Raw genomic sequence first — 24,534 nt, forward strand, 5'->3', positions numbered from 1 at the left:
AAATTAAGCAGATTTCGACGAGTTAGAGCGGCGCAGTACTTGGGGCAAGTTATCTTGCATTTGATGGCGTAGAGATGTACCGCCGCTAGCAATCAAAATTCGGTCTTGTTGATAGAAAACTACCATTTCTCCACCAAAAGTCTGCTCAAGATTTGCGGGAGTGAAGACATCAATAGGTTGACCTTGACAAATTAAACCGTGGTTGAAACACACCACCCAAGGTAAATGAGTCGCCACCGAGTTGAGGTCATGGGTGGAGAGGATAATTGTCAAGCCCTGCTGATTCAAATCAGCCAATAGGTGCAATAGTTCGTGTTGAACGTGCAAGTCTGAACTGCTAGTGGGTTCATCTAAAAGGACTATTTCTGGTTCTCCTACTAAAGCACGGGCAATGAAAACCCTTTGCTGTTGCCCACCAGATAGATTACCAATGGGTTGATGGGCAACATCGGCAACTCCAACGCGCTCTAGGAGTTCCCTGGCAACTTGGCGATCGCGCCGCGAAGACCAAGGCAACATCTTCTGCTTTTGGTAACGCCCCATCATCACCACTTCCAGAGCCGTAACTGGAAAAGTCCAATCCACTGTTTCCACTTGCGGTACATACCCCACGAAAGACGGTGCTACTCCTGGCTTTAAGCGCTTTCCTCGAAACCAAATCTCTCCAGCCCAAGGCTGAACTAGCCCTAAAATCGCTCTGATTAAAGTGCTTTTACCACTGCCGGAAGGCCCTACCAAGCCAGTCAGTTGACCAGGGTAAAGCGTCAAATTAACATCGCTAAACACTGGCTGGGTTTGATAACCACAGGTTAAACTTCTAACTTCAAGTATTGGTTGCATATACAGCAGATTTCAGTTGGTGAGGTACATAAACTAAATACATTGCGTAAAAGCGTAGCGTTTTTAATGCAAGGGAACGCATTGGCATTACAAGGGGATGCATTGGCATTGCAAGGGGACGTATTGGCATTGCAAGGGGACGTATTGGCATTGCAAGAGGACGCATGGGCATTGCAGGCTATTGCCAAATTTAATTCGCTACATAATTAATAAAATGCTGTGTTAAGTCTCTTGCGCTAGATATCAAGCGTGTTTTATTCCTGAATTCTGCTGTATTTATGATGTTGATCCTACTTAGTTGCTGTTGGGCCAACAACATTTCCAGTATTCAAGTTCTTCACCAAATCAGGGTTTCCTCCCAAATTAGAGGCGATAATCCGCATATTGTTAGCCATCATGCCAATATAAGTATGCTCAGGATTAGTATTTTCCATTGCATTGGCTGAACCGGTTCCTGGTAACTCATCATCGGCAGTGTTAGCTGTTTTGATCTTCGCTTCGCGGGCAATTTGTTCTTCTACCTTGCTGGGGTAAACCTCAGAACCAAAAATGGCTGGAACGCCTGTTTTCCGAATTTGGTCAATTAGCTTTGTGATATCTTGAGCAGATGGTTCCTTGAAATCTGAAGGTTGAATCGCACCAATTACTTGAAAACCATACTCTCTGGCCCAATACGCCCAAGAATCATGGTAGGTCAAAAGTTTACGGTTGTTGGCGGGAATACTGGCGACGATTTCTCGTGTTGCCTTGTCTAGGGCATCCAGACGTTGTAAATAATTTTTGAGATTAGTAGCGTAGTAGTCTTTGCCACCAGGATCTAAGGTGGTTAACTGTTGGGCGGTTAGTTTGGCGTAAGCCTCAGCATACTTAGGATTGACCCACAGATGAGGATTGGGATCGCCCTTTTCTTTCGGAAAGCTGAAGTCGAAAAGCCATTGCTCTTGGGTAATAGTTTTACTGCCTAGTTCAAAGATTTTAGTTTCTTTGGGAATTGAAGCTTTAGCTAGTTTTTCTGTTGGGGATTCTAAATGCAACCCATTGGCAATGATCAAATTAGCTTTGGATAGTATATCGGCATCGCTGGGACGAGGTTCAAAGGTATGAGAGTCGGTTCCTTCTGGAATAATACCCTTAACTTCTAAGCGATCGCCTGCAATGTTACTCACAATATTGGTTAAAGGAGCAACTGTCGTTACAACTAAAAGCTTATTCTGTGTCTTTTGCTCTCCTGCTTGAACCGGAGTGCTGGTTACTTGGGGATTAGAAGACACCGTTTTATCCTGAGAGGGACTGCAAGCTACTACGATGAAGCTCAGTACAAATAGCAATCCAAGCAGGGTCTTCATTAGATTCAGGCCTTCTAGATTAGAGGATCAATTTTTGATTAGACCTTTTCCCATTATTAAAATGCAATGCCCCCTCAGGGTATTTTCGGTTGATTTTTAGATTTTTTTACCTTATGTCCTACTTAAGTGATATTGCGGGAGTCCGGGAGTACAGCAATTATCAGCATTGCTGAATCGAAAGATGAATTGTTTTTTGCATCCTTGCGCCTACCTACGGATTGACTTGGGCGTTCTGTAAGAGTAGTTGCTGCGCGTCGGTACGCGAAGCGAACTTTTTACATTCTGATTTAGATTGCTAATGCTCGTTTTTCTAATGGTAGTTCAAAGCGATCGCCTGGTTTTGGTTCAAGTACCTGCGTCGCCAGATTGTTTTTCTCAAGTAACGAGCGAAACTCTTCAGCAGTTCCTTTAGTCTGAATCAATTTCATCAGCAATCCTTCAAACACCACATCTCCACCAGCCGCCGTAGGTATTATTACTTGAGGCTGTAAGGATTTTACTACTTCTAAAGCACTATTTTGTCCTTTAATAATCGACCCAAGCAAAGGTAGCGTCATATCAATAAACGGCGTAATCACTACATCGATAGGTGCAGATTGCTGAAGTTGTGGAGAATGATGCCCGTGAGGCTCGTAGTATACAGTTAAACCACTCTCCAATTCTTTAAGGAGATAACTATTTTCTACCAAAGTGGGGCCAATGGGAGAACCGGGGAAAGCTTTGATTTCAATTTGATTATTTAAAGTGAAAGTTTCACCATGAGCCAATACTGTTACTTGGGTATAACCTAACTGCTGTACAACCTTAGCTGCATTGGGAGAAGCTACAACCTTGATGCTGCGATCTAACAGCTTGAGCGTTGGTGGGTGAGTATGGTCTTCTAAACCCTGAGATAAAAGGATCAGATCGATATTATCTGGGATTGGGCGCTCTTGCGATCGCGACCCTTTAAATAACCAATCCAAATTGCTGAAAATTAACGAACCAAACAGCCAAGGGTCAATTAGTATTCGTTTCCCGCCAATTTCCAGTAACCAAGAGTTGCTGTCGAACCAAGTTAAAAACATAAATTTTGTGAAGATAACGCCTACCTTCATTATCAATGGTGTCACCTTTCTTAGTAAGCACTAAGGCCAACACCTACATTCGTCCGGTCAAGTCTACCACGGAGTTTTTTTATGTCTGATCTTGGTTTTACTCACATTGCACTTGCAGTCAGCGATGTTGATGCAAGTATCTCATTTTATGCAAAGTATGCCCAGATGACAGTCGTGCATCATCGCATTGATCAAGCAACTCAATCAGATGTTGCTTGGATTAGTGACCTGACTAGACCTTTTGTGATTGTCTTAATTAAAGCAGCTAAAGTAGAAGGCGCACTTTTACCACAATCCCATCTTGGGGTAGCTTATCAGAATCGTGGGGAAATCGATCGCCTGTGCAATGAGGCACGCACTGAAGGAATACTGCTGGCTGGGCCAAATGACTGGGGTCATCCGGTCGGTTACTGGGCTTTTATTCAAGACCCAGATGGTCATACACTAGAAATTTCCTATGGTCAGGAAGTTAGTTTTACAGTCGAGCAAGCTAGAGACGCGATTAATCGCGTCTCTTAAAAAATGGTATTACTTATTACCAGGGGTGCGTCCACCTTCATCATTACTTCCGCCGTGAGGACGGGAATTGCCTGGGTCACATCCCTCAGAACCATTACCAATTCCTTGGTTGCAATGGCGACGCGGTTTTACGCCCTCCGTTGAAGTTTCAGTCTGCTCTTCAACTGCAACTTGTTGTTGTCCAACGACGTACTGCGAGGAAATGTTTGCTACCTGTCTGGTGCTAGACAGAGCCTGGTATAGCAAAGCAGATACTTCAGACCTGGTTGCTACCCGTTCAACATTTAGCATCTTCACATTGGGATAATTGACGACTATACCGCGTTGTGTTAATGCTGCAATCAGACTGCGATATTCACTACGAATAGTAGTTGCATCGCTGTAAACAGATAAGATTGTGTCTGTAGAACCACTGCTTTGATAATTTAATCCCCGTGCTAATGCTACCAAAATGTCAAGGCGAGAAAGGCTTTGGCTGGGGTTGAAATCTTTGCCAATAACAGCGTTTAAAAAGCCCATTTGATAAACTTCGCTGATGGCATTGTAAGCCCAATATTGAGTTGAGACATCCTTAAATGCGATCGCTTGGCGAATTTTCCCCTTGGTAAACGCTTTCCGCAGCATTGCCGCAAATTGGGCACGAGTTACTGGTGCATCTGGGCGGAAAGTCCCATCAGGAAAACCTTCGAGAATTTCCATTGAGGCCAATTCGGCAATAAAATCTTTAGCCCAGTAGTCTGTGGAAACATCAGAAAACCCAACCTGGAGAGCGCGAGACATCCCAACTTGGCGATAATTCATCAGCATTTGGCTGATGTCGTAGCTAGAGTTATCGCTGACTTCAATCACCTGCACCAAGCTGCCAGGAGTAGCTTGTAAAGCCTCTGCTAAGTCGGAACTAAAGACGCTAACGAAGGACTGACGCACTAAAGCATACTCACCCTGAGTGAAAGAGACGGGATAAACGCTGGTTCCTGGAATTTTTGATAAACCTTCTACTTGGAACTGACTACCTTGGAAGGTTTGGGAACTGCTCAGAAAACTAACACGTTGGTCGCTGACTTGGGTGAAGTAGTCGTAGGTGGTGGTACTTGCGTCAATAGTGCCGTTTTGGTCAGCATCAACACCATAAACAGTGCGAACGACTTGGTATTCTGTCGGTTTGGCTGACAATATCAGGTTAACTGTGGTATTTGCCGATAAACATTCAAATTCGCTGTAGCCAATAAAGCGGTTTTGAACATCATACAATCGCACGACGATGCGATCGCTAGCTTTTAACCCCTTAGCAAATTTTGCTTTTTGTTTAATCTTGTATTTGTAATCACCCAAAAATCGCTCTTTTAAATAGCCCTTGCTACCTTTACTCTTGACAGAAATCCGAGCAATCACCTCTGACAAGTTACCGGATGGTTCCCAAATGGCAAGGCTAAAACCTGTTTTTTTCCCTTTTGTAGAAACACTACTACTGCGGCTTTCTGTGGTGATGGTTTGCCGCTCAATAGTAGTACGACTCCTTCTTTCTACTTTCTTATCGGCTAAAAGTTGTTGACTTGTGGAATTATCAGATATTTGGGCGATGGTGGTAGAGAATCCTAAAGTTGCGTAGGCAGAAGCTATTGGTGAAAATATTGCTACAGAGGTTGCAGCAAGAACAAATTTGCTCATTTGAGCCAAGTAACTTTGATTCATGTATTTCATCTCACACTACCATTCGTCTAAAAAGTCACAGGGGTATTTGGTATCCCTTGACTTATTAATCCCTTGGGGTGGATGGAACTAACATCTAATCATTGCTGAGTGAGGAGTCATGAGGTCAGAGAACATTACTATATTAAAGAAACACTTTATTAATCTTAATAATGACTGTAACGACACAGCAGCTTACAACCCAAGACGCTTTTGAAAAATTCATTTGGACTTGGCAGGGTTACAAAATTCAGTACACTGTCATGGGTACAGGACGCCCTCTGGTACTGGTTCACGGCTTTGGTGCTTCCATTGGACACTGGCGCAAAAATATCTCAGTTTTAGCTGATGCTGGCTACCAGGTGTTTGCCATAGACCTTTTAGGTTTTGGCGGTTCCGATAAAGCGCCTATTGATTACAGTGTAGAAGTTTGGGTGGAACTGCTAAAAGATTTCTGCACGGCACACATCCAAGAACCTGCTGTATTTATTGGCAACTCCATCGGCGCACTTTTGAGCTTAATAGTACTGGTAGAACATCCAGAAATTGCTGCTGGTGGTATTTTAATTAACTCTGCGGGTGGTTTGAGCCATCGTCCTCACGAGTTGAACCCGCCGTTACGGATGGTGATGGTAGCTTTTAATCGGTTTGTGCGATCGCCAATTACAGGTAAATTTGTCTATAACCGCATCCGTCAAAAAGCCCAGATTCGCCGCACCCTCTACCAAGTTTACCGGAACCGTGAAGCCGTCACCGATGAATTAGTCGATTTACTTTATACTCCCTCTTGTGACCCAGGAGCGCAACAAGTCTTCGCATCTATACTCACAGCCCCTCCTGGCCCAAGTCCAGAGGAACTTTTGCCCAAAGTAGAACGTCCTTTATTAGTAATTTGGGGTGCTGACGATCCCTGGACACCAATTACCGGGGCCAAGATTTACGAAGAGGCGCGGGAGAATGGCAAAGAAATCAAAATTGTTCCCATTCCCAATGCCGGTCATTGTCCTCACGATGAGGTTCCAGATGTTGTCAATGCCCAGATTGTCGATTGGCTAGCGCAAAGGTAATAATTTCGCCTTTCTGCCGATATGTCTTAGCCCAAGCAACGTAAAAATGGGGCTAACAATCTGGGTGAGTGGATCTTAATCTTTTAATTGCGCCTTGACAGAATCAAACTCGTATGTATGGTGTGTGAAATGGAGCTTGATGTGCGTAATGGAGATCAAGGGGTAATTCCCTTAAATCACCATCCAGATTTTTCAGAACTTGGCTATCAAGTCATCAGCGAACTAGGACGCAACCGAGAAGGGGGACGAATTACTTATCTAGCTAATGTCCTCAAATCTAATCAACAGGTGGTAATTAAAGAGTTTTGTTTTGCTCGTGCAGGTGCAGATTTATCAGGTGTGAAAGCATATCAGCGCGAAATTGAAATCTTGCAACAACTCAATCATTCCCGCATTCCTCGCTATATAGATTCCTTTGAAATGCCGGGGGCTTTTTATCTGGTACAAGAATATAAAAATGCCCCATCCTTGGGATTAAAACGCAGCTTTAATCCTGAAGAAATTAAGCAAATTGCTCTGTCAATCTTAGAAATTTTGGTTTATTTGCAAAAGCAAGTTTCCCCAATTATTCATCGGGATATTAAGCCAGAGAATATTTTGGTTGATGAAGAACTAAATGCTTACTTGGTGGATTTTGGGTTGGCTAGAATACAGGGTGCGAAAGTAGCTCTGAGCAGCTTTATAGCCGGAACTCCAGGTTTTATGCCACCAGAGGAACAGTTTGGTCATTCCCTAACCGAGGCATCAGATTTATACAGTTTAGGAGCAACGCTGATTTGCTTACTTACTAATACCCGTTCTGTTGAGATTGGGAAATTAATTGATGATAATTATCGCTTTAATTTCCAGCAATTAGTTCCTCAAATCAGTCCCCGTTTCCGGTGGTGGTTGATGAAAATGGTGGAACGTAACCGAAAACGTCGCTATGCTAATGCGGCTATTGCTTTAAAAGCACTTGGGACAATTGAGGTTGTTGGTAGTGCCGCTGGCACAGATAATTTCATCAGTACAATCAAAGCTAGAAAACGAGCTACTTTGTTGGGACTAGCTACTGTTGTTACACTGGCTGCGGTTGCGGGAACTTTGATAAGTTATCAGTCTGGTAATACGGTTAGGCAATTGTCGGAAGCTAGGGAATGTCAAAGCTTTGATTTAAGCTCAGGTTGCCAAGATAAAATCGGAAATTAAGATTAATTAGGTTGCATCTGGCTAAGGATTACAGCGGTTTTCAATTGAATAGACTACACGCGTAGGGGCACAATATATTGTGCCCCTAAAATTATGTATAATCCACGCTTGTGAAAATTGCTGTAATTTGCATGAGTATCAAATACTCGTTGACGGAGTTCAGAGGTGGATGAATCCAGTTCAAATACTCGTCAACGGAGATAAAAGGTGGATTCATCCAGTTCAGATACTCGTTAACGGAGATAAAAGGTGGATTCATCCAGTTCAGATACTCGTTAACGGAGATAAAAGGTGGATTCATCCAGTTCAGATACTCGTTAACGGAGATAAAAGGTGGATTCATCCAGTTCAAATACTCGTTAACGGAGATAAAAGGTGGATTCATCCAGTTCAAATACTCGTCAACGGAGATAAAAGGTGGATGAATCCAGTTCAAATACTCGTTAACGGTAATGCACTATCAGTAATTGTGTAGTTATCTGCTGTAGTAAACTACATCTAAGTCAGAAGCCTGCATTCAATAGTTGATAGCGCTGTGAAAAAAATCCTGATTGTGTCAGCTAATCCCACGACGACAGACAAACTTCGCTTGGACGAGGAAGTAAGGGAAATTCAGGAAGGGTTGCAACGCTCTCGCAGCCGAGATAAGTTTGAACTGGTTACTAAATGGGCGGTGCGGCCTGACGATTTGCGGCGTGCGCTTTTAGATCATAATCCTCATATCATCCATTTTTCTGGACATGGTGGAGGAAATCAAGGTTTAGCCTTGGAAAACATTACAGGGGAAATGCAGCTGGTGAGTACGGAGTCACTGGCAAGGCTATTTAAGTTATTTAAAGACAAAATTGAGTGTGTATTATTAAATGCCTGTTATAGCGAGGTGCAAGCCGAGTCTATTTATCAACACATTAACTGTGTGGTTGGGATGAATCGGGCAATTGGCGATCGCGCCGCAATTAAATTTGCGGTAGGCTTTTATGATGCACTAGGCGCTGACAGGTCTTATGAGGATGCTTATGAGTTTGGCTGTAGTGCTATTGATTTAGAAAGTATTCCAGAGTCTTCCACCCCAGTGCTGAAAAGCCGGAACAATCCCCAAGGTGCTATCTCTGCTAACGAAACGATTTCAGATAACGAGATAAAAACAGCAGTCTCCTTAGAAAATCCAGAAGGGCAGGTAGCTCTAAACTCTGCTTTCTATGTGGAGCGATCGCTTATTGAGGTAGACTGTTATGAAGCGATTCTTCAACCAGGGGCCTTAATTCGCATCAAAGCTCCCCGGCAGATGGGCAAAACTTCGCTCATGTCGCGGGTTCTCCATCATGCTAGTCAACATGACTATCAGACAGCACCTGTAAATTTCCAGTCAGCCGATGCAGAATTTCTCGGCAATTTAGATCAATTTTTGCAGTGGTTCTGTGCCAGCATTACCTACGAACTAAATCTACCCGATAAGTTAGATGAATATTGGAAAGGTGTTTTAGGTAGTAAGAATAAATGTACAAATTATTTTCAACGGTATTTATTACCTGCGATTAATAACCCCGTAGCTTTGGGTTTGGATGAAGTCGATGAAGTCTTCAAGCATCCCAAGATTGCGGCTGATTTTTTTGGATTACTACGAGCTTGGCATGAGCGGTCAAAGAATGAAACAATTTGGAAAAATCTCCGGTTGGTGATTGTGCATTCTAAGGAAGTTTATATCCCGCTCAATATTAATCAGTCGCCTTTTAATGTCGGCTTACCCATTGAGTTACTAGACTTAAATCAAACACAAATACAAGATTTAGTACAGCGTCACGGACTCAATTGGCCTGACTCACAAATTGAAGAATTAATGACACTCGTCGGTGGTCATCCTTATTTAGTGCGAGTAGCGCTTTATGAAATTGCCCGTGGTCGGATGACGCTGGGAAATCTGCAAAAAATCGCGGCAACCGAGGAAGGGCCTTACAGTGACCATTTACGCCGCCATTGGCTGAATTTGCAAGAGGATGCAGAATTGCTAGCTGCGGTTAAACAAGTGATGATGGCAAATCGCGCCGTGGATGTAGGCACAACTGAAGCGTTTAAACTCCGCAGTATGGGGTTAGTTAAGTTTCAAGGTAATCAAGTAGTGCCACTATGTGAATTGTACCGTCAATATTTTGGGCGATCGCTTGGGAATTAAAAATTAAGAAAGTACATTAGGAAGACCTGAAATACTTTCATCTGCAATTACCATTTAACTAAAAGGCTCAACAATGGTGCAACTTATTCAAGGAAAAGATATCACCCTAGCCCAACTCATCGATGAATTTGGTCTACACCTTGCAGACGACGAACTTTTTTTTTCAGAGTGGCAGCAAGATTTACCTAAGTTGAGTGATTTAGAAAAGCAATCTCTCAACGAAGTCAAGACAGAATATTTGCATCTATCGAAATATCCTATTTTAGAACCTGTAGTCAAAATGGTAGTGCTATCTCCACTATTGCGTCTAGCAGGTTTTTATCAACCGCCTTTCTACATCGCCTCAGAACAAGAGGTCAGAATTTCTTCTGAAGACGAAGGCATTATTATCAGAGGACGTATTGACATCTTAGTGTTCCATCCTCCACTTTGGGTTCTCGTTATTGAGGCAAAACGAGCAGATTACTCCTTAGTGCCAGCAATTCCACAAGCGTTGGCTTATATGTTGGCAGATGCAACTTCGGCTAAACCTGTTTTTGGATTTGTCACCAATGGTAATGAATTTAGATTTATCAAACTGCTAAAAACTGAAACTCCACAATACGCTCTATCTGATTTGTTTGCTTTAGATAGTCGTGATGACATATATATTGTCTTGAAAGTGTTAAAACACCTAGCTCATTTAATTCGTAATTCGTAATCTTTTAGGGTGTGTTATGCCATTGGCTAACGCACCATACCAAAACCAAACTAGCTTGGACTTCATAATTTTGAATTTTGAATTTTGAATTGTTTATGACCCAGTACCAATATCAAGTCGGTGGTAGTCTGCCTCAAAATGCTCCAACTTATGTTAGACGGCAAGCTGACCATGACCTCTATGAAGGCTTGAAGGCTGGGGATTTTTGTTATGTACTCAATTCTCGGCAGATGGGGAAATCTAGCTTGCGGGTGCAGGTAATGCAGCAGTTGCAAACTGAGGGATTTGCTTGTGCTGTTGTTGATTTTACAGCTGTTGGTACGGCAGATATTAGCCCAGAACAGTGGTATGTCGGGGTGATTGATACTCTGGTGGGAAGTTTTAATATTTATCCAAGTTTTGATTTAGATACTTGGTGGACTTATAACGGTTTGCTGTCACCAGTACAGCGTTTGAGCAAGTTTATTGAAACGGTTTTACTTCAAACAATTACTGAAAAGATTGTTATTTTTATTGATGAAATTGACAGTGTTCTGAGTCTTTCATTCAACTTAGATGACTTTTTTGCAGTGATTCGAGATTGCTACAACCGACGAGCAGACCATCCTGAATATAATCGCCTCACCTTTGCTTTGATTGGCGTATCTACACCTTCAGATTTGATTCAAGACAAACGGCGTACACCATTTAATATTGGGCAAGCAATTGATTTAACTGGCTTTCAACTCCAAGAGGTGCAACCCTTGGCACAGGGATTGACAGAAGTGGGTGATTCTGAAGAGTTGATGCAGGTGGTGCTGGGCTGGACGGGAGGACAGCCGTTTTTGACGCAAAAAGTTTGTAAGTTGTTGGTACAGGAGGCAGGGGAGCAAGGGAGCAGCACTTCTGCTTGCTTAGGCTTCGCTCAGCAATCAACGCTCAGTGACCGGGGGGCAGAGGAGCAGAACAGAGGAGAGCAATGGGTTGAAGGTTTGGTACGCAAGGGGATTATTGAGAATTGGGAGATGCAAGATGAGCCGGAGCATTTGAAGACGATTCGTGACAGAATCATGCGGAGTGGGGAACAGAGGACTGGGCGATTATTAGGGTTGTGTCAGCAAATTTTGCAGCAAGGTGAGGTAGCAGCCGATGAAAGTCCTGAACAGACGGAATTGCGGCTGACAGGATTGATGGTGAAGCGGGATGGCAAGCTGCGAATTTATAACCGTATATATCAGGAGGTGTTTAACCAGGAATGGTGTGAAAACATCTTGGACAAACTACGCCCTTATTCTGAGGCTTTCACTGCTTGGGTGACGGCAAATTATCAAGATGAATCGCGTCTATTGCGTGGGCAAGCTTTGCAGGATGCTCAGGTTTGGCGAACTGGTAAAAGTTTAAGCAATTTGGACGATTTGTTTTTAACTGCCAGTCAAGAATTGGAAAACCGCCAGGTACAGAGAGCTAATCAGATTTTGACACAGGCGCAACAGAAAGCAGAATTAGCTCTAGAGGAATTAAGAGCAGAGAGGCAGGAAAATCAGTGGTTGGCACAGGCGCAACGCAAAACTCAGCAACAGATTCGCCTTGGGGTTGGAGTATTGGTGTTGTCTGTAGTTGGGGCAATAACTGCATTACTGGTTGCTGGCAATGCAAAGCAGGAGCAGTCTGTGGCAACATCAGAAAGGGATAAGGCAAAGCAAGAACTAGTTGCTGTAACTACACAAAAAAACGCAGCAGAAATATCTGTCATTAAAGCACAGGCAGAACAAAAGAAAGCTATAGATGCACATCTAGCAGCAACGCAGAAAGTCAAACAGGTAAACGATAAATTTATTCAGGCACAAGCTGAATTGCAAAGCGTTTACAACCAGAGAAAGGAACTACAGGCGGCAGTTGAACTACTGAAGACAGAACGCCAAAGACTTTACGCAGAAGCGAAAAAAGCCATTGACGAAGCCAAAACAACCATCGGAAAACGCGATCGCGAACTTGCTAATCGTCAAGAAGCTATAGAACAGCGCGATCAAAAAACTTCCCAACTGGATCAACTAATTCAAAAACGTAATGTAGAAGTTGCAGCACGAGAGCAAGTGATTGCCAAGCGGGAATCTCGCCTCAAAGAGTTGGAAGCACAACAGGAGCAACTAGAACAGGAAGTTGCAAGGCTGGAAAAATATTATCAGTCCTACCGCGACCTGCGTCTGAGTAAGCTAGCCTTAGTTCGTGGTCAAGTTCTGTCTGCTGCTGTAATTCGTGTTACTCAACCTGCTGCTGCTCGTCAGGCAGTGGTACAACTGTTACATGAAGCCAATCGCAATGCCAACCTCGAATTAAGCGAGCCTGGTGCAAATCCGGCAAATGTAGAGCTACTGCGCGTAACCCAGGATAGGGTCGATCAACTGAGCAAGCAGATTGAGGATGGTAAAGAATACGTCGTGCGAATTTTCTCTGCTGGTAATTACGTCAGGGGAGAAAAGCAGATAGAATTTTTCGCTGATACAGCCCGCAATCAATTGGTTTTTTCGGGAGGCGCGGTGCTAGCCACGACTACTGCTGATTCCAAAACCATGACATCTTATCAGTTACAGCAGCGGCTAGAAATACTAATTTCTGCTTCCCAATTTCGTGCCCGTAATGCCGGAATTGTCGAAAATGTGCAAGTAGAGGGGACTTTTCTGCGCTTTGTCAGCCAATTAAAACAGTATAATCAACCCTTGGAGATTAAAGCGATCGCAGCAGAGGATACTTATACAGCCGGGCCATTGAGAGTAAAATTAGTGGCAATAGTCAACGGAAAAATTATATTTAGTACTTAAAAACTCGCTCAGTAAAAAAGAAATGCGATCGCAGTTTAAAACCTAATTTTTGCAGTGATTCTAAGCTTAAACGTAGAGCTAAAAGCGATTGCTTGGTAAATTAGAAATGCGATCGTAGTTTAGAACTCGTGGTGTCCAGATCCCCGACTTCTTTGAGAAGTCGGGGATCTAATTTTTGTAGTGATTCTCAGCTTAAATGTAAAGTAAAAAGGCGATCGCTTGGTAAATTAGAGATGCGATGTCTACGACGGGCTTCGCCTACGCAGTTCTGAACTCGGCGTTCCGAGTTCCGAACACCAATGGTCGAGTAAAAAGGTCGAACTTCCGAGTTCCGAACACCAATTGTCGAGTAAAAAGGTCGAACTTCCGAGTTCCGAACACCAATGGTCGAGCAAAAAGGTCGAAGTTCCGAGTTCCGAACACCAATGGCCGAGTAAAAAGGTCGAACTTCCGAGTTAAATCTCCGGTTCTACTCCCAGCGCTTTTAACTGGGCTGCTAATCTCTCTGCACGCTGACTTTCTTGTTCTGCACGCTGGCGTTCTTGTTCTGCAAGCTGTTGAGCGGCGTTTTTCTCTTGCCTTTCTTTTGCTGCTAACTCCAAACCCCACAGTAATAATTCGCCGTTGTCATCCCACCAACGTAACCAATAACCTGTGCGGTTTTCTCGGCTTCCTTGCCATACGCCTAAAAACAAATTCATTTCGGCAATCCAGTGACGATTATTTGCATCTGGTGTTTGCAGTTGATAATTTCCTAAATCATCTCGCCGATAAACTTCTAAGACTCCGCTATCTGGTTCAAAAATGGCATAGTTTGGCACTTGTAAAATCTGTTCATAATAGAACCATTTACCAGGGGGATAGGTCGGTTTACTCGAATACTCTCCACCTTCGGTATCTGAGAGAAATTCCATCACAATTACCGGAATAAGCTGTTCCACATTTAAATTGCATAAATGGTAAAATAGATATATCCGTGTCTATAGCGTTATCATGCCTGCTAAAGGGTTTCTAGCTCAATCTCAAAAAGACAATTTACAAAAAGCTTTAAAAGATAGCGATCGCTCTCAATTTATACAGAGAATATTGATGTTACTTCTGATGAATGATGGAAAAACTTATCAGGAGATAAGTGAATTTTTAGGCTGTTCATGTAGAAGTGTAGCATATTGGTGTGTTCATGGTGATCCAGACAATTTAGAAAGTCTAAAAGATGGCAGGAGAAAAGGAAATTACCAGAAAGCAACAAATGAATATATTGAATTATTAATGGAAGTTATTGACAAAGAACCAAGTGAATTAGGCTATGAATTTGGACGATGGACAACAGCAAGATTAGCTACATATTTAGACAAAAGAACTGATATTAAGTTAAGCGGAGAACAAGTCAGGAGAATATTAAAGCAAAAAAAGTATGCTTACCTTTGGGCAAAATACAGTCTAGAGGATAAGCAAGATCCGATAAAAAGAGAGGTCTTTAAAGAAAAACTGCTTGGATATCTAGAAGCTTCAAAGTCTTGCCCTGAAAGGTTACAAGTCTGGTTTTGGGATGAGAGTGGTTTTAGTCTCAGGGTAATTAGACGTAAAAATTGGAGCAAAAAAGGTTCGAGTAAAAAAGTAACAGGTCAGAGGAGTCGCGGGCGTGTAAATATAATGGGAGGAGTAAGATATCACGACAGCAAGAGAATGTGTTATTTCATTGAGAAAGGGAATGGTGAAATTTTTTATGCGCAGTTAAAAAAATTAAATGAATTTGTGAAAAAAGAATGGGTTTTAGCAGGAAATCTAGAATCTAATTTTTCCGAGAATGGCCCAGTAATTTTAATTATTCTGGATAACGCTAGTTACCATAAAAAGAAAGTAATTATAGAGGCAATTGAGAAAGAGTTGCCAAACATTCAACTATATTTTCTGCCGGCATATAGCCCAGATATGAATTTAGTAGAATTGGTATGGCATTCAGCTAAAGAATATGTAGCCCACAGGTTATTTAAATCAGTCGATGAACTAAAAAATTTACTTGATAAGCTGTTAAATCAAGGAGAATTAATTATTAAATGGGGAAGAAAAATTAAGAATAAGGGTAATATTACTATTGCAACTTAAATGTGGAATAGCTTATCACCTTGGAGTCGTGGCGTATAACTGCGCTTCACTTCTTCTCGTGAGACTCGAATAGATGATACATAACCCCAATCTGGCGCTTTGATCACAAATCGATTATTCAAGGTGGCGCAGATACCGTAGTTAGTGATGGTTAAAGCATCGGCGGGTAATCTGCCAGCAAGTTCCAAGCTTTCTGTTAAAGCAGCAGCCAAGAGTGGCTGATTAATGTTATCCACTGGCTCGTTGTCTAAAACAAAATCATCAGGTAACTTTTCCCAGGTGACATTATGAGTGGCTGCATTGGCTAGCATAATCAGAATATCTCAAGTACAAATTCAATTTCTAATGACCCGATTAAAAAATTGCACACGGCGTTACTCCTGAGCAAGGGTTCGCACTTCTTCCACTGACAATCCCAAAGCTTGGGCAATCTGTTCAATGGTCAAATTCATTTGCAATAATCGGGGTATGGCATCTCTTCTAGCTTGTTCTGCAAGTTCCGCCCGTTGCCGTTCTTGTTCGGCGTTGCGAGAAATTTCTGTGTAAGTTAAAAACCGTTCTCCATCAGGGCGATATAGTTGCAGAGTCTCTGGTGATAAAGCAAAGCGAATTTTTAACCGAGGACTCACCCAATCTTCCATTTGGGGGATGACATCTAAACCGTCTTCATTACGCAACCAACCGGACAAATTATTTTTCTCAGGATCGTAAATGTAGTACTCTTCCACGCCATAACGGTCATAGAAAAGTAATTTCTTGTCCATTTCAGCTTGTCTGTTACCGGGAGAAAGAATTTCAAACACTACTTGCGGTGCAATTCCCTCCTCTTTCCATTGTTGGTAGCACAAGCGATGTCTACGACGGGCTACGCCTACGCCTTTTGGTCTACCTAATACCACCAGCACATCTGGGGCGTTAACAATTTTGTTGCGTCCCTCTACCGGATACCAAAATAAATCCCCGGCGACAAATACATTTGGATCGTCGGCAAATAGCCAATCTAGATTCTGCTTAATTTCCACAATCCAGCCAAACTTTATAGTATTATTTGCCACTGGTTGTCCGTCACTATCTGGGTAGATGACCTCTGGCTGGGTCGGCGGTTGGATTTGCGATACCATAGCTTCGCCCTCAGAAGGATATTTAATCAGGATGCTTCCAAATTAGCAGACTCTTAAGGATGTCTGCGCCATGAATCTGGAACGATAAGTAACTAAAACAGTACGATTGTTCTACTATAAACTAATTAAAGATAGTATTATTAAGGACTGTTTCATAAGAAACTCCTTCTTCGCCGCCCAATATGTCAGACAAACAGCTAGCAGCATCCTTGAATGGACATCTTCCGTACCCCAGCCACAACAGCCAGAATACCATTCGGATTCGGGGTGCTAGGCAGCATAATCTGAAAAATATTGACTTGGAATTGCCACGCGATCGCCTAATCGTATTCACTGGCGTTTCTGGTTCTGGTAAGTCTTCCCTAGCCTTTGATACCATTTTCGCTGAAGGGCAACGTCGCTATGTAGAATCCCTTAGCGCCTACGCACGGCAATTTCTAGGACAACTCGATAAGCCGGATGTGGAAGCCATTGAAGGCTTAAGTCCAGCAATTTCTATTGACCAAAAGTCAACGTCTCATAATCCCCGTTCTACTGTAGGTACGGTGACGGAGATTTATGACTATTTGCGGCTGTTATTTGGTCGAGCTGGCGAACCCCATTGTCCGATATGTGATCGCTGTATTGCACCCCAGACAATCGATGAGATGTGCGATCGCATCATGGAATTACCAGATCGCACCCGCTTCCAAATTCTTGCACCCGTTGTCAGAGGTAAAAAAGGCACACATCGTAAGCTTTTGTCAAGTCTGGCATCCCAAGGTTTTGTCCGCGTGCGGATCAATGGCGAGATCCGCGAACTGTCAGATTCCATTGAATTGGATAAAAATTTTACCCACACCATCGAAGTGGTAATTGACCGCTTGGTGAAAAAGGCTGATATTCAAGAGCGTTTGGTTGATTCCCTGTCTACGTGTCTCAAGCAATCGGGTGGTATCGCAGCCATTCTGGTGAGTCTGCTTGGTGACGACGGACAAGAAAAAGAAGAAGAATTAGTATTTTCGGAAAACTTTGCTTGTCCAGAACATGGCGCGGTAATGGAGGAATTATCGCCGCGATTGTTCTCGTTTAACTCACCTTATGGTGCTTGTCCGCACTGTCATGGCATCGGGACTTTAAGAAGATTTGCGCCAGACTTGATCGTACCCGACTGGGAAGCGCCAGTTTATGCTGCGATCGCGCCTTGGTCAGAAAAAGATAATTCTTATTACTTGGAATTACTCTATAGCGTCGGACAGATTTATGGCTTTGAGTTACAGACAAATTGGAGCAAGCTGACAGAAGAACAGCAGCAAATTATTTTGTTTGGGGAGAAAGATGAACGAGCCGCAGAAGCACAAAGGAAGCAGAGTTTTAAAGGTGCTATTCCAATTTTGCAACGGCAGTATGAGGGTGGTTCTGAATTAATTAAGCAAAAATTAGAGCAGTATTTAATCGATCAACCGTGTGAAGTTTGTCTGGGAAAACGGTTAAAACCGGAAGCCTTGGCGGTGAAGTTGGGACAATATGGAATTTTAGAATTGACTACCGTATCAATTCGGGATTGTCGGGAGAGAATTGAGCAATTTAAGTTGAGCGATCGCCAGTTACAAATTGCTGATTTAGTTCTCCGGGAAATCAAAGCTAGATTGCAATTTTTGTTGGATGTAGGTTTAGATTATCTTACCCTTGATCGTCCCGCCATGACCCTTTCTGGTGGCGAAGCCCAACGAATTCGTCTAGCAACGCAAATTGGTTCTGGTTTAACTGGAGTTCTCTACGTTTTAGATGAACCGAGTATTGGTTTGCATCAACGAGATAATGGCAGGTTGCTCAAAACATTAACGAAATTGCGCGATTTGGGTAATACATTAATTGTTGTTGAACACGATGAAGAAACAATTCGCGCAGCCAACCATATAGTTGATATTGGCCCTGGTGCAGGAATTCACGGCGGAAATATTATCGCCCAAGGTGATTTTCAAGCTTTATTAGCAGCAGAAGATTCTTTGACGGGTGCATATTTATCAGGAAGACGAGTAATTACCACACCAGCAGAACGCCGAGAAGGAAATGGGCGCAGTTTGGGAATTAAAAATGCCCATCGCAACAATTTACAAAATATCGATGTAGACATTCCGCTAGGTAAACTCGTCTCGATCACTGGTGTGTCTGGTTCTGGCAAATCTACGCTGATTAATGAATTACTGTACCCATCTCTGCAACACCATTTAACTAAGAAAGTTCCCTTACCCAGACATTTGGATAAAATTCAGGGATTAAACGCGATTGATAAAGCGATCGTTATCGATCAATCTCCCATTGGACGCACGCCACGTTCCAACCCTGCAACTTACACAGGAATTTTCGATGCCATTCGGGATGTATTTTCCCAAACAGTAGAAGCCAAAGCTAGGGGTTACAAACCTGGACAATTTTCCTTCAACGTTAAAGGTGGACGTTGCGAAGCTTGTAGCGGACAGGGTGTGAATGTTATTGAAATGAACTTCCTCCCAGATGTTTATGTACAATGCGAAATTTGTAAAGGTGCAAGGTATAACCGCGAAACGTTACAGGTGAAATACAAAGATAAGTCAATCTCTGACGTACTGAGAATGACAGTTGAGGAAAGTTTGGACTTTTTCCAGAATATACCCAAAGCGATCGCGCGTTTGCAAACTTTATTTGATGTTGGGTTGGGTTATGTCCAACTAGGACAACCTGCGACTACCTTATCTGGTGGTGAAGCGCAACGGGTGAAACTGGCAACAGAACTATCTCGACGCGCCACCGGGAAGACACTTTATTTAATAGATGAACCGACAACAGGGTTATCTTTTTACGATGTCCACAAATTGTTAGATGTATTGCAAAGATTGGTAGATAAAGGCAATTCAATATTAGTAATTGAACACAACTTAGATGTAATTCGTTGTTCTGATTGGGTGATAGATTTGGGGCCAGAAGGCGGCGACAAAGGCGGAGAATTGATTGCTGTAGGGACACCAGAAGAAGTTGCAAAAAACCCCAGGTCTTATACTGGGCAATATTTAAAGCAGGTGTTGAAACAGTATCCGGCGGTGAAATCTTAGTCTTTTGCAATTAGGGTACATTGCATAAAGGTCATAGAAACTTTAAATGCTAGCCAGCTAATGACTTTATATCATCAACCAATTGGTGAGAAAACATTATTAGTTTAACTGCCAAACCCTCACAGAATAAGCGCTATGAAGGTTTTGTCGAAATTTGGCGGTATAGGGAAAAGAAAATCAAAAAATAAACAAACTTGCATCAACATGAAAAAACTTTCCCAAAGCATCAGTTTGTTTTTGAGTGACTTATAGTCGACAAAATCCCCAACTTATTTGAGAAGTTAAGGATCTGCTGTTTGCAATTCTTACAAATAAAATAGGATTGCAATAAATGTTTATCAATTTGTAGCTAAAGCTGGTTCTGCCAAAAAATATTTCAAATTTTCTTGCTGGGTGGCAAATTTCAAATATTGAGATGCCATTTCTGGTGTTAGTAATTCAATCATTAACCTGTTTTCCACCCAGAACTCAATCACATCAAAGAAAGAATCGCGGTTACAGCGCACTACACGCCAACCTTCACGAACACCGATTTCTTCAATTTCTTGCTGACTAATGGGTACAGAAATAGCTGCATGAATATCTGTATATCTGGAAGTAATAGCAGTATGTACAAATACGCATTCTTCATCACCTTCACCAGGTTCTATTTGAGAACCTAAAGGATAAAGTTCAATGGCTGTGCCGTATTCATCAAAAGGTATAACCATATAACTTCCTGGGTTAGGAGGAAAGGGAACAGCTGGCGCTTTTAAGATTTCCGCCAAAACTTGAGCAACATGGCTAGGGTTTCTAACAGCAATTGAAATATGGTGAATCATAGAATAACCTCAGTTCGATATCTTGTAGATTAGAAAAAAATCGGGGAGAACTAGGGGAGGTAGGGGAGAGAAAAAATTCTTAACCTCAGCGTATTAGGTTGTATGCAATTTGAATGCTCATTAGCTTATTGAGGTCGTCCATAATGAGCGCGACCCTTACCATCGGCAGTCTCAAGTACTAAAACTTGCTGCCCGTAATCATTCGTCTTAATCGACCACCCGTAAGTCTCAGGCTTTGCTGTGTTGCGACTAGAGTAGGTGCGCCCGCTATTGCAGATTTGACCTTTGGATGTGCTGTCGCTGGGTTGAAAAGTAAGACTTTGAGCCTCAATCTTAACTTTGCCTTCTTCCTCTATGAAGAGATTGGACGCACAGTTGTAGGTGTTGATTTGAATCAGCCTATTTCGCTTGTAGTTTCCATTAGATGCAAGTTGGAATTGGTCACTAGAGCCGTTTGGGGCTGCTGACTGCCCCGTGTAACTGTCTTGGTATTGGATGGACGAGATTCGACCATATCGCCACTCGCCCTGGAGTTCAGCAGGCACTCCATTATCGTTACCCGCCTGACTCGCCCTTGGGTAAAAAACAAGGCTAGCGGTGAGACCCAAATTCAGGGCAGTAGCAGCGAAACAGCGGACAGTTTTTGGTATGGAATAGAGTTGCTTGTTGGTTATTGAGTACATCAAATTTTTGTAGAATATAGATTTATTTATCAACGAAAGCGATTTACAACGCGAACTCAGCGTGTTTATATATCGCCTATAGGGCTACACAAAGGTGCGCCCAAATCCACTCAAACCAAAACTTCATGCAATAAACTGCAATCCATATTTCTTCAAAACAGGCTGTACTTTTTCCATATATAGCGATGGACTATCTGCTACTTGACCCATTTCTTCATAAAAGTTTTTCGCACCCTTCGGCGAAATTAAAACCAGGAATTTCGCAGTAGCAGAACGAATCTTAAAGCCGTGTGCTGCATTGTGAGGAATATTAATGAAAAAGCCTGGTGATGCCAAAATTGTTTCTGTACCAACCTGGATATCTAGTTCACCTTCTAGAATATAAAATGCTTCTTCCCAAGGGTGAGTATGAAGTGGTGGTCCATTTTCTTCTGTATCTGTAATTTCATAAATTGTCCAAGCTTGGTTTGTCTCTTCTCCGGTTACTTTTGTTGTAAACTGTGCACCAATAACTGAAAATTGATTCCCTTCTCCTGATGCAAGAATAGTTGGTTTCCGCATGGTTACATTTTGCATACAAGTTACTCCTTGTTGTGTAATTTAGTAAGTGATTTACAAACTTGATTTAATGTTTTTAACATTAGAAATTAATCGGGGAGAACTAGGGTAGGTAAATGGGTAATTACTATTTTTTTGTAACTGATTATTAAGACATTGAACTAAGGTTAAAATCTCTAGAAACAATTAGCAGCCTATTGTGGCTAAAGTCGATATTGCCATGCCTAAAGAGTCACTCAACTTTCCCAAAGCAGACATACTGGTGATTGATGACACGCCAGAAAACCTGAATCTCCTATCTGCCATGTTGACGGAACAGGGATATAAAGTTCGGAGTGTAACTAAAGGTTCTACGGGTTTACGGGGAGCAAATGCAGTTCCCCCCGACTTGATTTTGCTGGATGTGAATATGCCTGAGATGAATGGCTATGAAGTCTGCCAACACTTGAAGGCAAACGATCGCACCCGTGAAATTCCGGTAATTTTTATCAGCGCTTTGGGTGATGTGCTAGATAAGGTAAAAGCTTTTACAGTTGGTGGGGTGGACTACATCACTAAGCCTTTCCAGCTAGAAGAGGTTTTAGCACGAATTGAAAATCATTTGACCATTTGGAAACTGCAACGACAACTCCAAGCCCAAAATGAGCGGTTGCAGCAGGAAATTTCTGATCGCGCCAAAGCAGAAGAGAAGTTCGCTAAAGTTTTTCGCTCTAGTCCCAACCCAATCGCGATCGCCACAGTTTCCGAAGCTCGTTTTATTGATGTCAATCCCAGCTTTTTGAAGATGAGCGGCTACTGTTTAGAGGAAGTAGTTGGAGATACTGCTACCGGACTGAATTTAGGTAAAAACACAGCCGCGATCGCTCAAACAATTCAACTTCTGCCGGAAACTGGCTCACTGTACAATCTAGAATTTGAATTTTCTACTAAGTCTGGAGAACTCAAAACCATACTGATATCTCTCGAATTAATTGACTTAGGTGGAGTGCCATGTGCTTTATTAATTGCCAATGACATAACCGAACGCAAACGTCTAGAAAACGAATTTATCTCTTTAGTCAGTCATGAGTTGCGTACACCTTTAACTTCCACAATGGGAGCATTAGATTTATTGAGTTCAGGACAACTGGGAACTCTGAATGAACAGGGACAAAAAGTCCTGAGCATTGCCACAACTAATACTGAACGCCTGATTCGTTTAGTGAACGATATTCTCGATTTAGAGCGGATGAAATCGGGCAAAATCTTCACACGGAAGGCGAAGTGCAACGCCGCAGACTTGCTAATTACGGCAACGGAAGCAATGCAAGCAATGGCAGATAAATTAGAAGTTCGACTAATTATAAATCCCGTAGCAGTAGAACTTTGGGCAGATCCCGATCGCCTTCTGCAAACCCTCACCAATTTACTGAGTAACGCGATTAAGTTTTCTGAACCAGCTGACACTGTGTGGATAAGTGCCACTCTCTCGGAATCCAGAAGCGTTGAGTCTAAAGAAAATCAGCCTTCATCATCCAACTTCCTTTTAATTACTATCCAAGATGAAGGGCGAGGAATTCCTGAAGATAAATTGCAAATAATCTTCGAGCGTTTTCAGCAGGTAGATGCATCTGATTCACGCAACAAAGGAGGAACAGGTTTAGGACTTGCTATTTGCCGAGATATCATACAGCAACATGATGGTAAAATCTGGGTTCAGAGCATTTTAGGCAAAGGTAGCACCTTTTATCTACTGTTGCCTTTAGCAGACTCTCAATAGTAGCTTTTCATTATCCAAATCTCCCCTACTTCTGCCCGATTGCATTCTAAAATAGCTGAAGACTGATCAAGCTAATCAGCATCACATATCATGCGAGAGTGACAATATGAGCAGAAATATCTTGATTGTTGATGATGAAGAAGATGTGCAGGCGATCGCAAAATTGGGATTAGAAATGGGTGCTGGTTGGAACGTATTGACTGCTTGTTCTGGTCGAGAAGCGTTGAATGTAGCTGCCAACTCTAAACTTGATGTAATTTTACTAGATATGATGATGCCTGATATGGATGGGCGCGCCACTCTGCAACAACTGAAGGCTAACCCCATCACTAAGTCAATTCCAGTAATTTTACTAACTGCCAAAGTCCAGGAGTCCGATCAAAAGAGCTTTACTGGCTTAGATGTAGTTGCTGTCTTTGCCAAGCCTTTCCGTCCCTTGAAACTAGCAGCACAAATCACTGAAGCATTAAGCTGGAACTAATTTTTTGGTGGTTACAGCAAATTTTGCTCTATATATCTATATGTTATTACTGCTTTTCTGATTCGCATTGACAGAGAAGTGGACAAACGTGGGTACAAAACGATTGGGCGTTGGATACCATCTGTCAGATTGAGCCTCAAAGGAATTGATCTATAAATAATTTACGCTTCGGGAAAGCGATCGCCGCGGCCAATATCCTCCAACAAGCAGCTACGCAAGAGAGGATCTAAAACCAGCCAGGGCGGCAAAACACCAGAATTGCTCACAAATTTATCGCTTCCTAAGAGACTTCAGAAATACTATAGCCTAAACCCCTTAGTTTCCAAGGCTTTGATAGTGATGCAGAAGCGGTCCAAAAATATTTTGGGAAAAATAGTTGACACAATGAAGTAGGTTCGCTATATTGAATAAGTGCTTGAAGCGGAGCGCGAAAAAGCGACGCTTAAAGGACACCGAACCTTGAAAATATTATAGTTTGAAAGCGATTATACAGCAAGTGTATTGCGTCAAGCAAATAAAA

The 24,534-nt window shown here is 42.4% G+C and carries 19 protein-coding genes and 5 pseudogenes; 12 read left to right on the forward strand and 12 right to left on the reverse strand.

The window, feature by feature from the left end; all coding sequences use genetic code 11:
* Positions 1–3 precede the first annotated feature (3 nt).
* Complete coding sequence (locus CDG76_RS09185; protein WP_094348705.1) at positions 4–840, reverse strand: metal ABC transporter ATP-binding protein; 837 nt, start codon at positions 838–840, stop codon at positions 4–6.
* A 66-nt stretch (positions 841–906) separates the two neighbouring features.
* On the opposite strand from CDG76_RS09185, the gene CDG76_RS37190 reads away from it, so the two are divergent.
* The gene (locus CDG76_RS37190) at positions 907–1,050 is read left to right on the forward strand and encodes a hypothetical protein (RefSeq protein ID WP_190240799.1); all 144 of its coding nucleotides are present in this window, start codon (positions 907–909) and stop codon (positions 1,048–1,050) included.
* An 80-nt stretch (positions 1,051–1,130) separates the two neighbouring features.
* Here CDG76_RS37190 and CDG76_RS09195 read toward each other — a convergent pair whose 3' ends face one another.
* Positions 1,131–2,111 carry a metal ABC transporter substrate-binding protein gene (locus CDG76_RS09195; RefSeq protein ID WP_223265182.1) on the reverse strand — a complete coding sequence of 327 codons (981 nt, stop codon included), beginning with the start codon at positions 2,109–2,111 and terminating at the stop codon, positions 1,131–1,133.
* 362 nt (positions 2,112–2,473) lie between these two features.
* Positions 2,474–3,253 carry an MBL fold metallo-hydrolase gene (locus CDG76_RS09200; RefSeq protein ID WP_094348708.1) on the reverse strand — a complete coding sequence of 260 codons (780 nt, stop codon included), beginning with the start codon at positions 3,251–3,253 and terminating at the stop codon, positions 2,474–2,476.
* A 111-nt stretch (positions 3,254–3,364) separates the two neighbouring features.
* Here CDG76_RS09200 and CDG76_RS09205 point away from each other — a divergent pair, with 111 nt between their 5' ends.
* A complete protein-coding gene (locus CDG76_RS09205; RefSeq protein ID WP_094348709.1) occupies positions 3,365–3,802 on the forward strand; it encodes a VOC family protein in 438 nt (145 codons plus the stop codon).
* Between the two features lie 9 nt (positions 3,803–3,811).
* Here the strand turns inward: CDG76_RS09205 and CDG76_RS09210 are convergent, their stop codons facing one another.
* Positions 3,812–5,494, reverse strand: a complete 1,683-nt coding sequence (locus CDG76_RS09210; RefSeq protein ID WP_094348710.1) for an S-layer homology domain-containing protein — start codon at positions 5,492–5,494, stop codon at positions 3,812–3,814.
* 170 nt (positions 5,495–5,664) lie between these two features.
* Here CDG76_RS09210 and CDG76_RS09215 point away from each other — a divergent pair, with 170 nt between their 5' ends.
* Positions 5,665–6,558, forward strand: coding sequence for an alpha/beta fold hydrolase (locus CDG76_RS09215; RefSeq protein ID WP_094348711.1), 894 nt, complete (start codon positions 5,665–5,667; stop codon positions 6,556–6,558).
* 129 nt (positions 6,559–6,687) lie between these two features.
* Positions 6,688–7,746 (forward strand): serine/threonine protein kinase, encoded by a 1,059-nt coding sequence (locus CDG76_RS09220; RefSeq protein WP_094348712.1) that lies wholly within the window; start codon positions 6,688–6,690, stop codon positions 7,744–7,746.
* Positions 7,747–7,837: 91 nt separating this feature from the next.
* Here the strand turns inward: CDG76_RS09220 and CDG76_RS35985 are convergent, their stop codons facing one another.
* Complete coding sequence (locus CDG76_RS35985) at positions 7,838–8,182, reverse strand: hypothetical protein (RefSeq protein ID WP_143854052.1); 345 nt, start codon at positions 8,180–8,182, stop codon at positions 7,838–7,840.
* A 99-nt stretch (positions 8,183–8,281) separates the two neighbouring features.
* Here CDG76_RS35985 and CDG76_RS09230 point away from each other — a divergent pair, with 99 nt between their 5' ends.
* From CDG76_RS09230 to CDG76_RS39395, 4 genes and pseudogenes are all read left to right on the forward strand, one after another.
* A complete protein-coding gene (locus tag CDG76_RS09230; RefSeq protein ID WP_094348714.1) occupies positions 8,282–9,916 on the forward strand; it encodes an AAA-like domain-containing protein in 1,635 nt (544 codons plus the stop codon).
* A gap of 73 nt (positions 9,917–9,989) precedes the next feature.
* Positions 9,990–10,616 carry a type I restriction endonuclease gene (locus CDG76_RS09235; RefSeq protein ID WP_094348715.1) on the forward strand — a complete coding sequence of 209 codons (627 nt, stop codon included), beginning with the start codon at positions 9,990–9,992 and terminating at the stop codon, positions 10,614–10,616.
* Between the two features lie 95 nt (positions 10,617–10,711).
* A pseudogene (locus tag CDG76_RS39390) lies at positions 10,712–11,416 on the forward strand (AAA-like domain-containing protein); the annotation flags it as partial.
* An 831-nt stretch (positions 11,417–12,247) separates the two neighbouring features.
* Positions 12,248–13,414 (forward strand): annotated as a pseudogene (locus CDG76_RS39395) (DUF3084 domain-containing protein); the annotation flags it as partial.
* 455 nt (positions 13,415–13,869) lie between these two features.
* Here CDG76_RS39395 and CDG76_RS09245 read toward each other — a convergent pair.
* A pseudogene (locus tag CDG76_RS09245) lies at positions 13,870–14,343 on the reverse strand (Uma2 family endonuclease); the annotation flags it as partial.
* A 64-nt stretch (positions 14,344–14,407) separates the two neighbouring features.
* On the opposite strand from CDG76_RS09245, the gene CDG76_RS09250 reads away from it, so the two are divergent.
* On the forward strand, positions 14,408–15,520 hold the full coding sequence (locus CDG76_RS09250) for an IS630 family transposase (RefSeq protein WP_094347467.1): 1,113 nt from the start codon (positions 14,408–14,410) through the stop codon (positions 15,518–15,520).
* Between the two features lie 14 nt (positions 15,521–15,534).
* On the opposite strand, the pseudogene CDG76_RS09255 reads toward CDG76_RS09250, so the two are convergent.
* Positions 15,535–15,831, reverse strand: a pseudogene (locus tag CDG76_RS09255) (Uma2 family endonuclease); the annotation flags it as partial.
* Between the two features lie 63 nt (positions 15,832–15,894).
* Positions 15,895–16,641, reverse strand: a complete 747-nt coding sequence (locus CDG76_RS09260; RefSeq protein WP_094348718.1) for a Uma2 family endonuclease — start codon at positions 16,639–16,641, stop codon at positions 15,895–15,897.
* Positions 16,642–16,823: 182 nt separating this feature from the next.
* Between CDG76_RS09260 and uvrA the strand changes: the two genes are divergently transcribed.
* The gene (gene uvrA / locus CDG76_RS09265) at positions 16,824–19,712 is read left to right on the forward strand and encodes an excinuclease ABC subunit UvrA (RefSeq protein WP_094348719.1); all 2,889 of its coding nucleotides are present in this window, start codon (positions 16,824–16,826) and stop codon (positions 19,710–19,712) included.
* 338 nt (positions 19,713–20,050) lie between these two features.
* On the opposite strand, the gene CDG76_RS09270 is transcribed toward uvrA, so the two are convergent.
* From CDG76_RS09270 to CDG76_RS09280, 3 genes are all read right to left on the reverse strand, one after another.
* The gene (locus CDG76_RS09270) at positions 20,051–20,533 is read right to left on the reverse strand and encodes a hypothetical protein (protein ID WP_094348720.1); all 483 of its coding nucleotides are present in this window, start codon (positions 20,531–20,533) and stop codon (positions 20,051–20,053) included.
* A gap of 125 nt (positions 20,534–20,658) precedes the next feature.
* Positions 20,659–21,216, reverse strand: a complete 558-nt coding sequence (locus tag CDG76_RS09275) for a hypothetical protein (RefSeq protein ID WP_223265183.1) — start codon at positions 21,214–21,216, stop codon at positions 20,659–20,661.
* Between the two features lie 123 nt (positions 21,217–21,339).
* Entirely contained in the window at positions 21,340–21,792 is a 453-nt protein-coding gene (locus tag CDG76_RS09280) for a cupin domain-containing protein (RefSeq protein WP_094348721.1), read from the reverse strand.
* 202 nt (positions 21,793–21,994) lie between these two features.
* On the opposite strand from CDG76_RS09280, the gene CDG76_RS09285 reads away from it, so the two are divergent.
* Entirely contained in the window at positions 21,995–23,533 is a 1,539-nt protein-coding gene (locus tag CDG76_RS09285) for an ATP-binding response regulator (protein WP_094348722.1), read from the forward strand.
* A 106-nt stretch (positions 23,534–23,639) separates the two neighbouring features.
* Entirely contained in the window at positions 23,640–24,014 is a 375-nt protein-coding gene (locus CDG76_RS09290; RefSeq protein ID WP_094348723.1) for a response regulator, read from the forward strand.
* A gap of 176 nt (positions 24,015–24,190) precedes the next feature.
* Here the strand turns inward: CDG76_RS09290 and CDG76_RS35995 are convergent.
* A pseudogene (locus CDG76_RS35995) lies at positions 24,191–24,280 on the reverse strand (carboxylating nicotinate-nucleotide diphosphorylase); the annotation flags it as partial.
* Positions 24,281–24,534: the final 254 nt, after the last annotated feature.

Source organism: Nostoc sp. 'Peltigera membranacea cyanobiont' 210A (assembly GCF_002246015.1).
In the GTDB taxonomy this organism is placed as follows: domain Bacteria; phylum Cyanobacteriota; class Cyanobacteriia; order Cyanobacteriales; family Nostocaceae; genus Nostoc.

Bases quoted from the DNA above. Each gene is read 5' to 3' on its own strand.
- CDG76_RS09185 (WP_094348705.1), bottom strand. From the start codon at position 840: ATGCAACCAATACTTGAAGTTAGAAGTTTAACCTGTGGTTATCAAACC.
- CDG76_RS37190 (WP_190240799.1), top strand. From the start codon at position 907: ATGCAAGGGAACGCATTGGCATTACAAGGGGATGCATTGGCATTGCAA.
- CDG76_RS09200 (WP_094348708.1), bottom strand. From the start codon at position 3,253: ATGTTTTTAACTTGGTTCGACAGCAACTCTTGGTTACTGGAAATTGGC.
- CDG76_RS09205 (WP_094348709.1), top strand. From the start codon at position 3,365: ATGTCTGATCTTGGTTTTACTCACATTGCACTTGCAGTCAGCGATGTT.
- CDG76_RS09210 (WP_094348710.1), bottom strand. From the start codon at position 5,494: ATGAATCAAAGTTACTTGGCTCAAATGAGCAAATTTGTTCTTGCTGCA.
- CDG76_RS09215 (WP_094348711.1), top strand. From the start codon at position 5,665: ATGACTGTAACGACACAGCAGCTTACAACCCAAGACGCTTTTGAAAAA.
- CDG76_RS09220 (WP_094348712.1), top strand. From the start codon at position 6,688: ATGGAGCTTGATGTGCGTAATGGAGATCAAGGGGTAATTCCCTTAAAT.
- CDG76_RS09235 (WP_094348715.1), top strand. From the start codon at position 9,990: ATGGTGCAACTTATTCAAGGAAAAGATATCACCCTAGCCCAACTCATC.
- CDG76_RS09250 (WP_094347467.1), top strand. From the start codon at position 14,408: ATGCCTGCTAAAGGGTTTCTAGCTCAATCTCAAAAAGACAATTTACAA.
- CDG76_RS09260 (WP_094348718.1), bottom strand. From the start codon at position 16,641: ATGGTATCGCAAATCCAACCGCCGACCCAGCCAGAGGTCATCTACCCA.
- uvrA (WP_094348719.1), top strand. From the start codon at position 16,824: ATGTCAGACAAACAGCTAGCAGCATCCTTGAATGGACATCTTCCGTAC.
- CDG76_RS09270 (WP_094348720.1), bottom strand. From the start codon at position 20,533: ATGATTCACCATATTTCAATTGCTGTTAGAAACCCTAGCCATGTTGCT.
- CDG76_RS09275 (WP_223265183.1), bottom strand. From the start codon at position 21,216: ATGTACTCAATAACCAACAAGCAACTCTATTCCATACCAAAAACTGTC.
- CDG76_RS09280 (WP_094348721.1), bottom strand. From the start codon at position 21,792: ATGCAAAATGTAACCATGCGGAAACCAACTATTCTTGCATCAGGAGAA.
- CDG76_RS09285 (WP_094348722.1), top strand. From the start codon at position 21,995: ATGCCTAAAGAGTCACTCAACTTTCCCAAAGCAGACATACTGGTGATT.
- CDG76_RS09290 (WP_094348723.1), top strand. From the start codon at position 23,640: ATGAGCAGAAATATCTTGATTGTTGATGATGAAGAAGATGTGCAGGCG.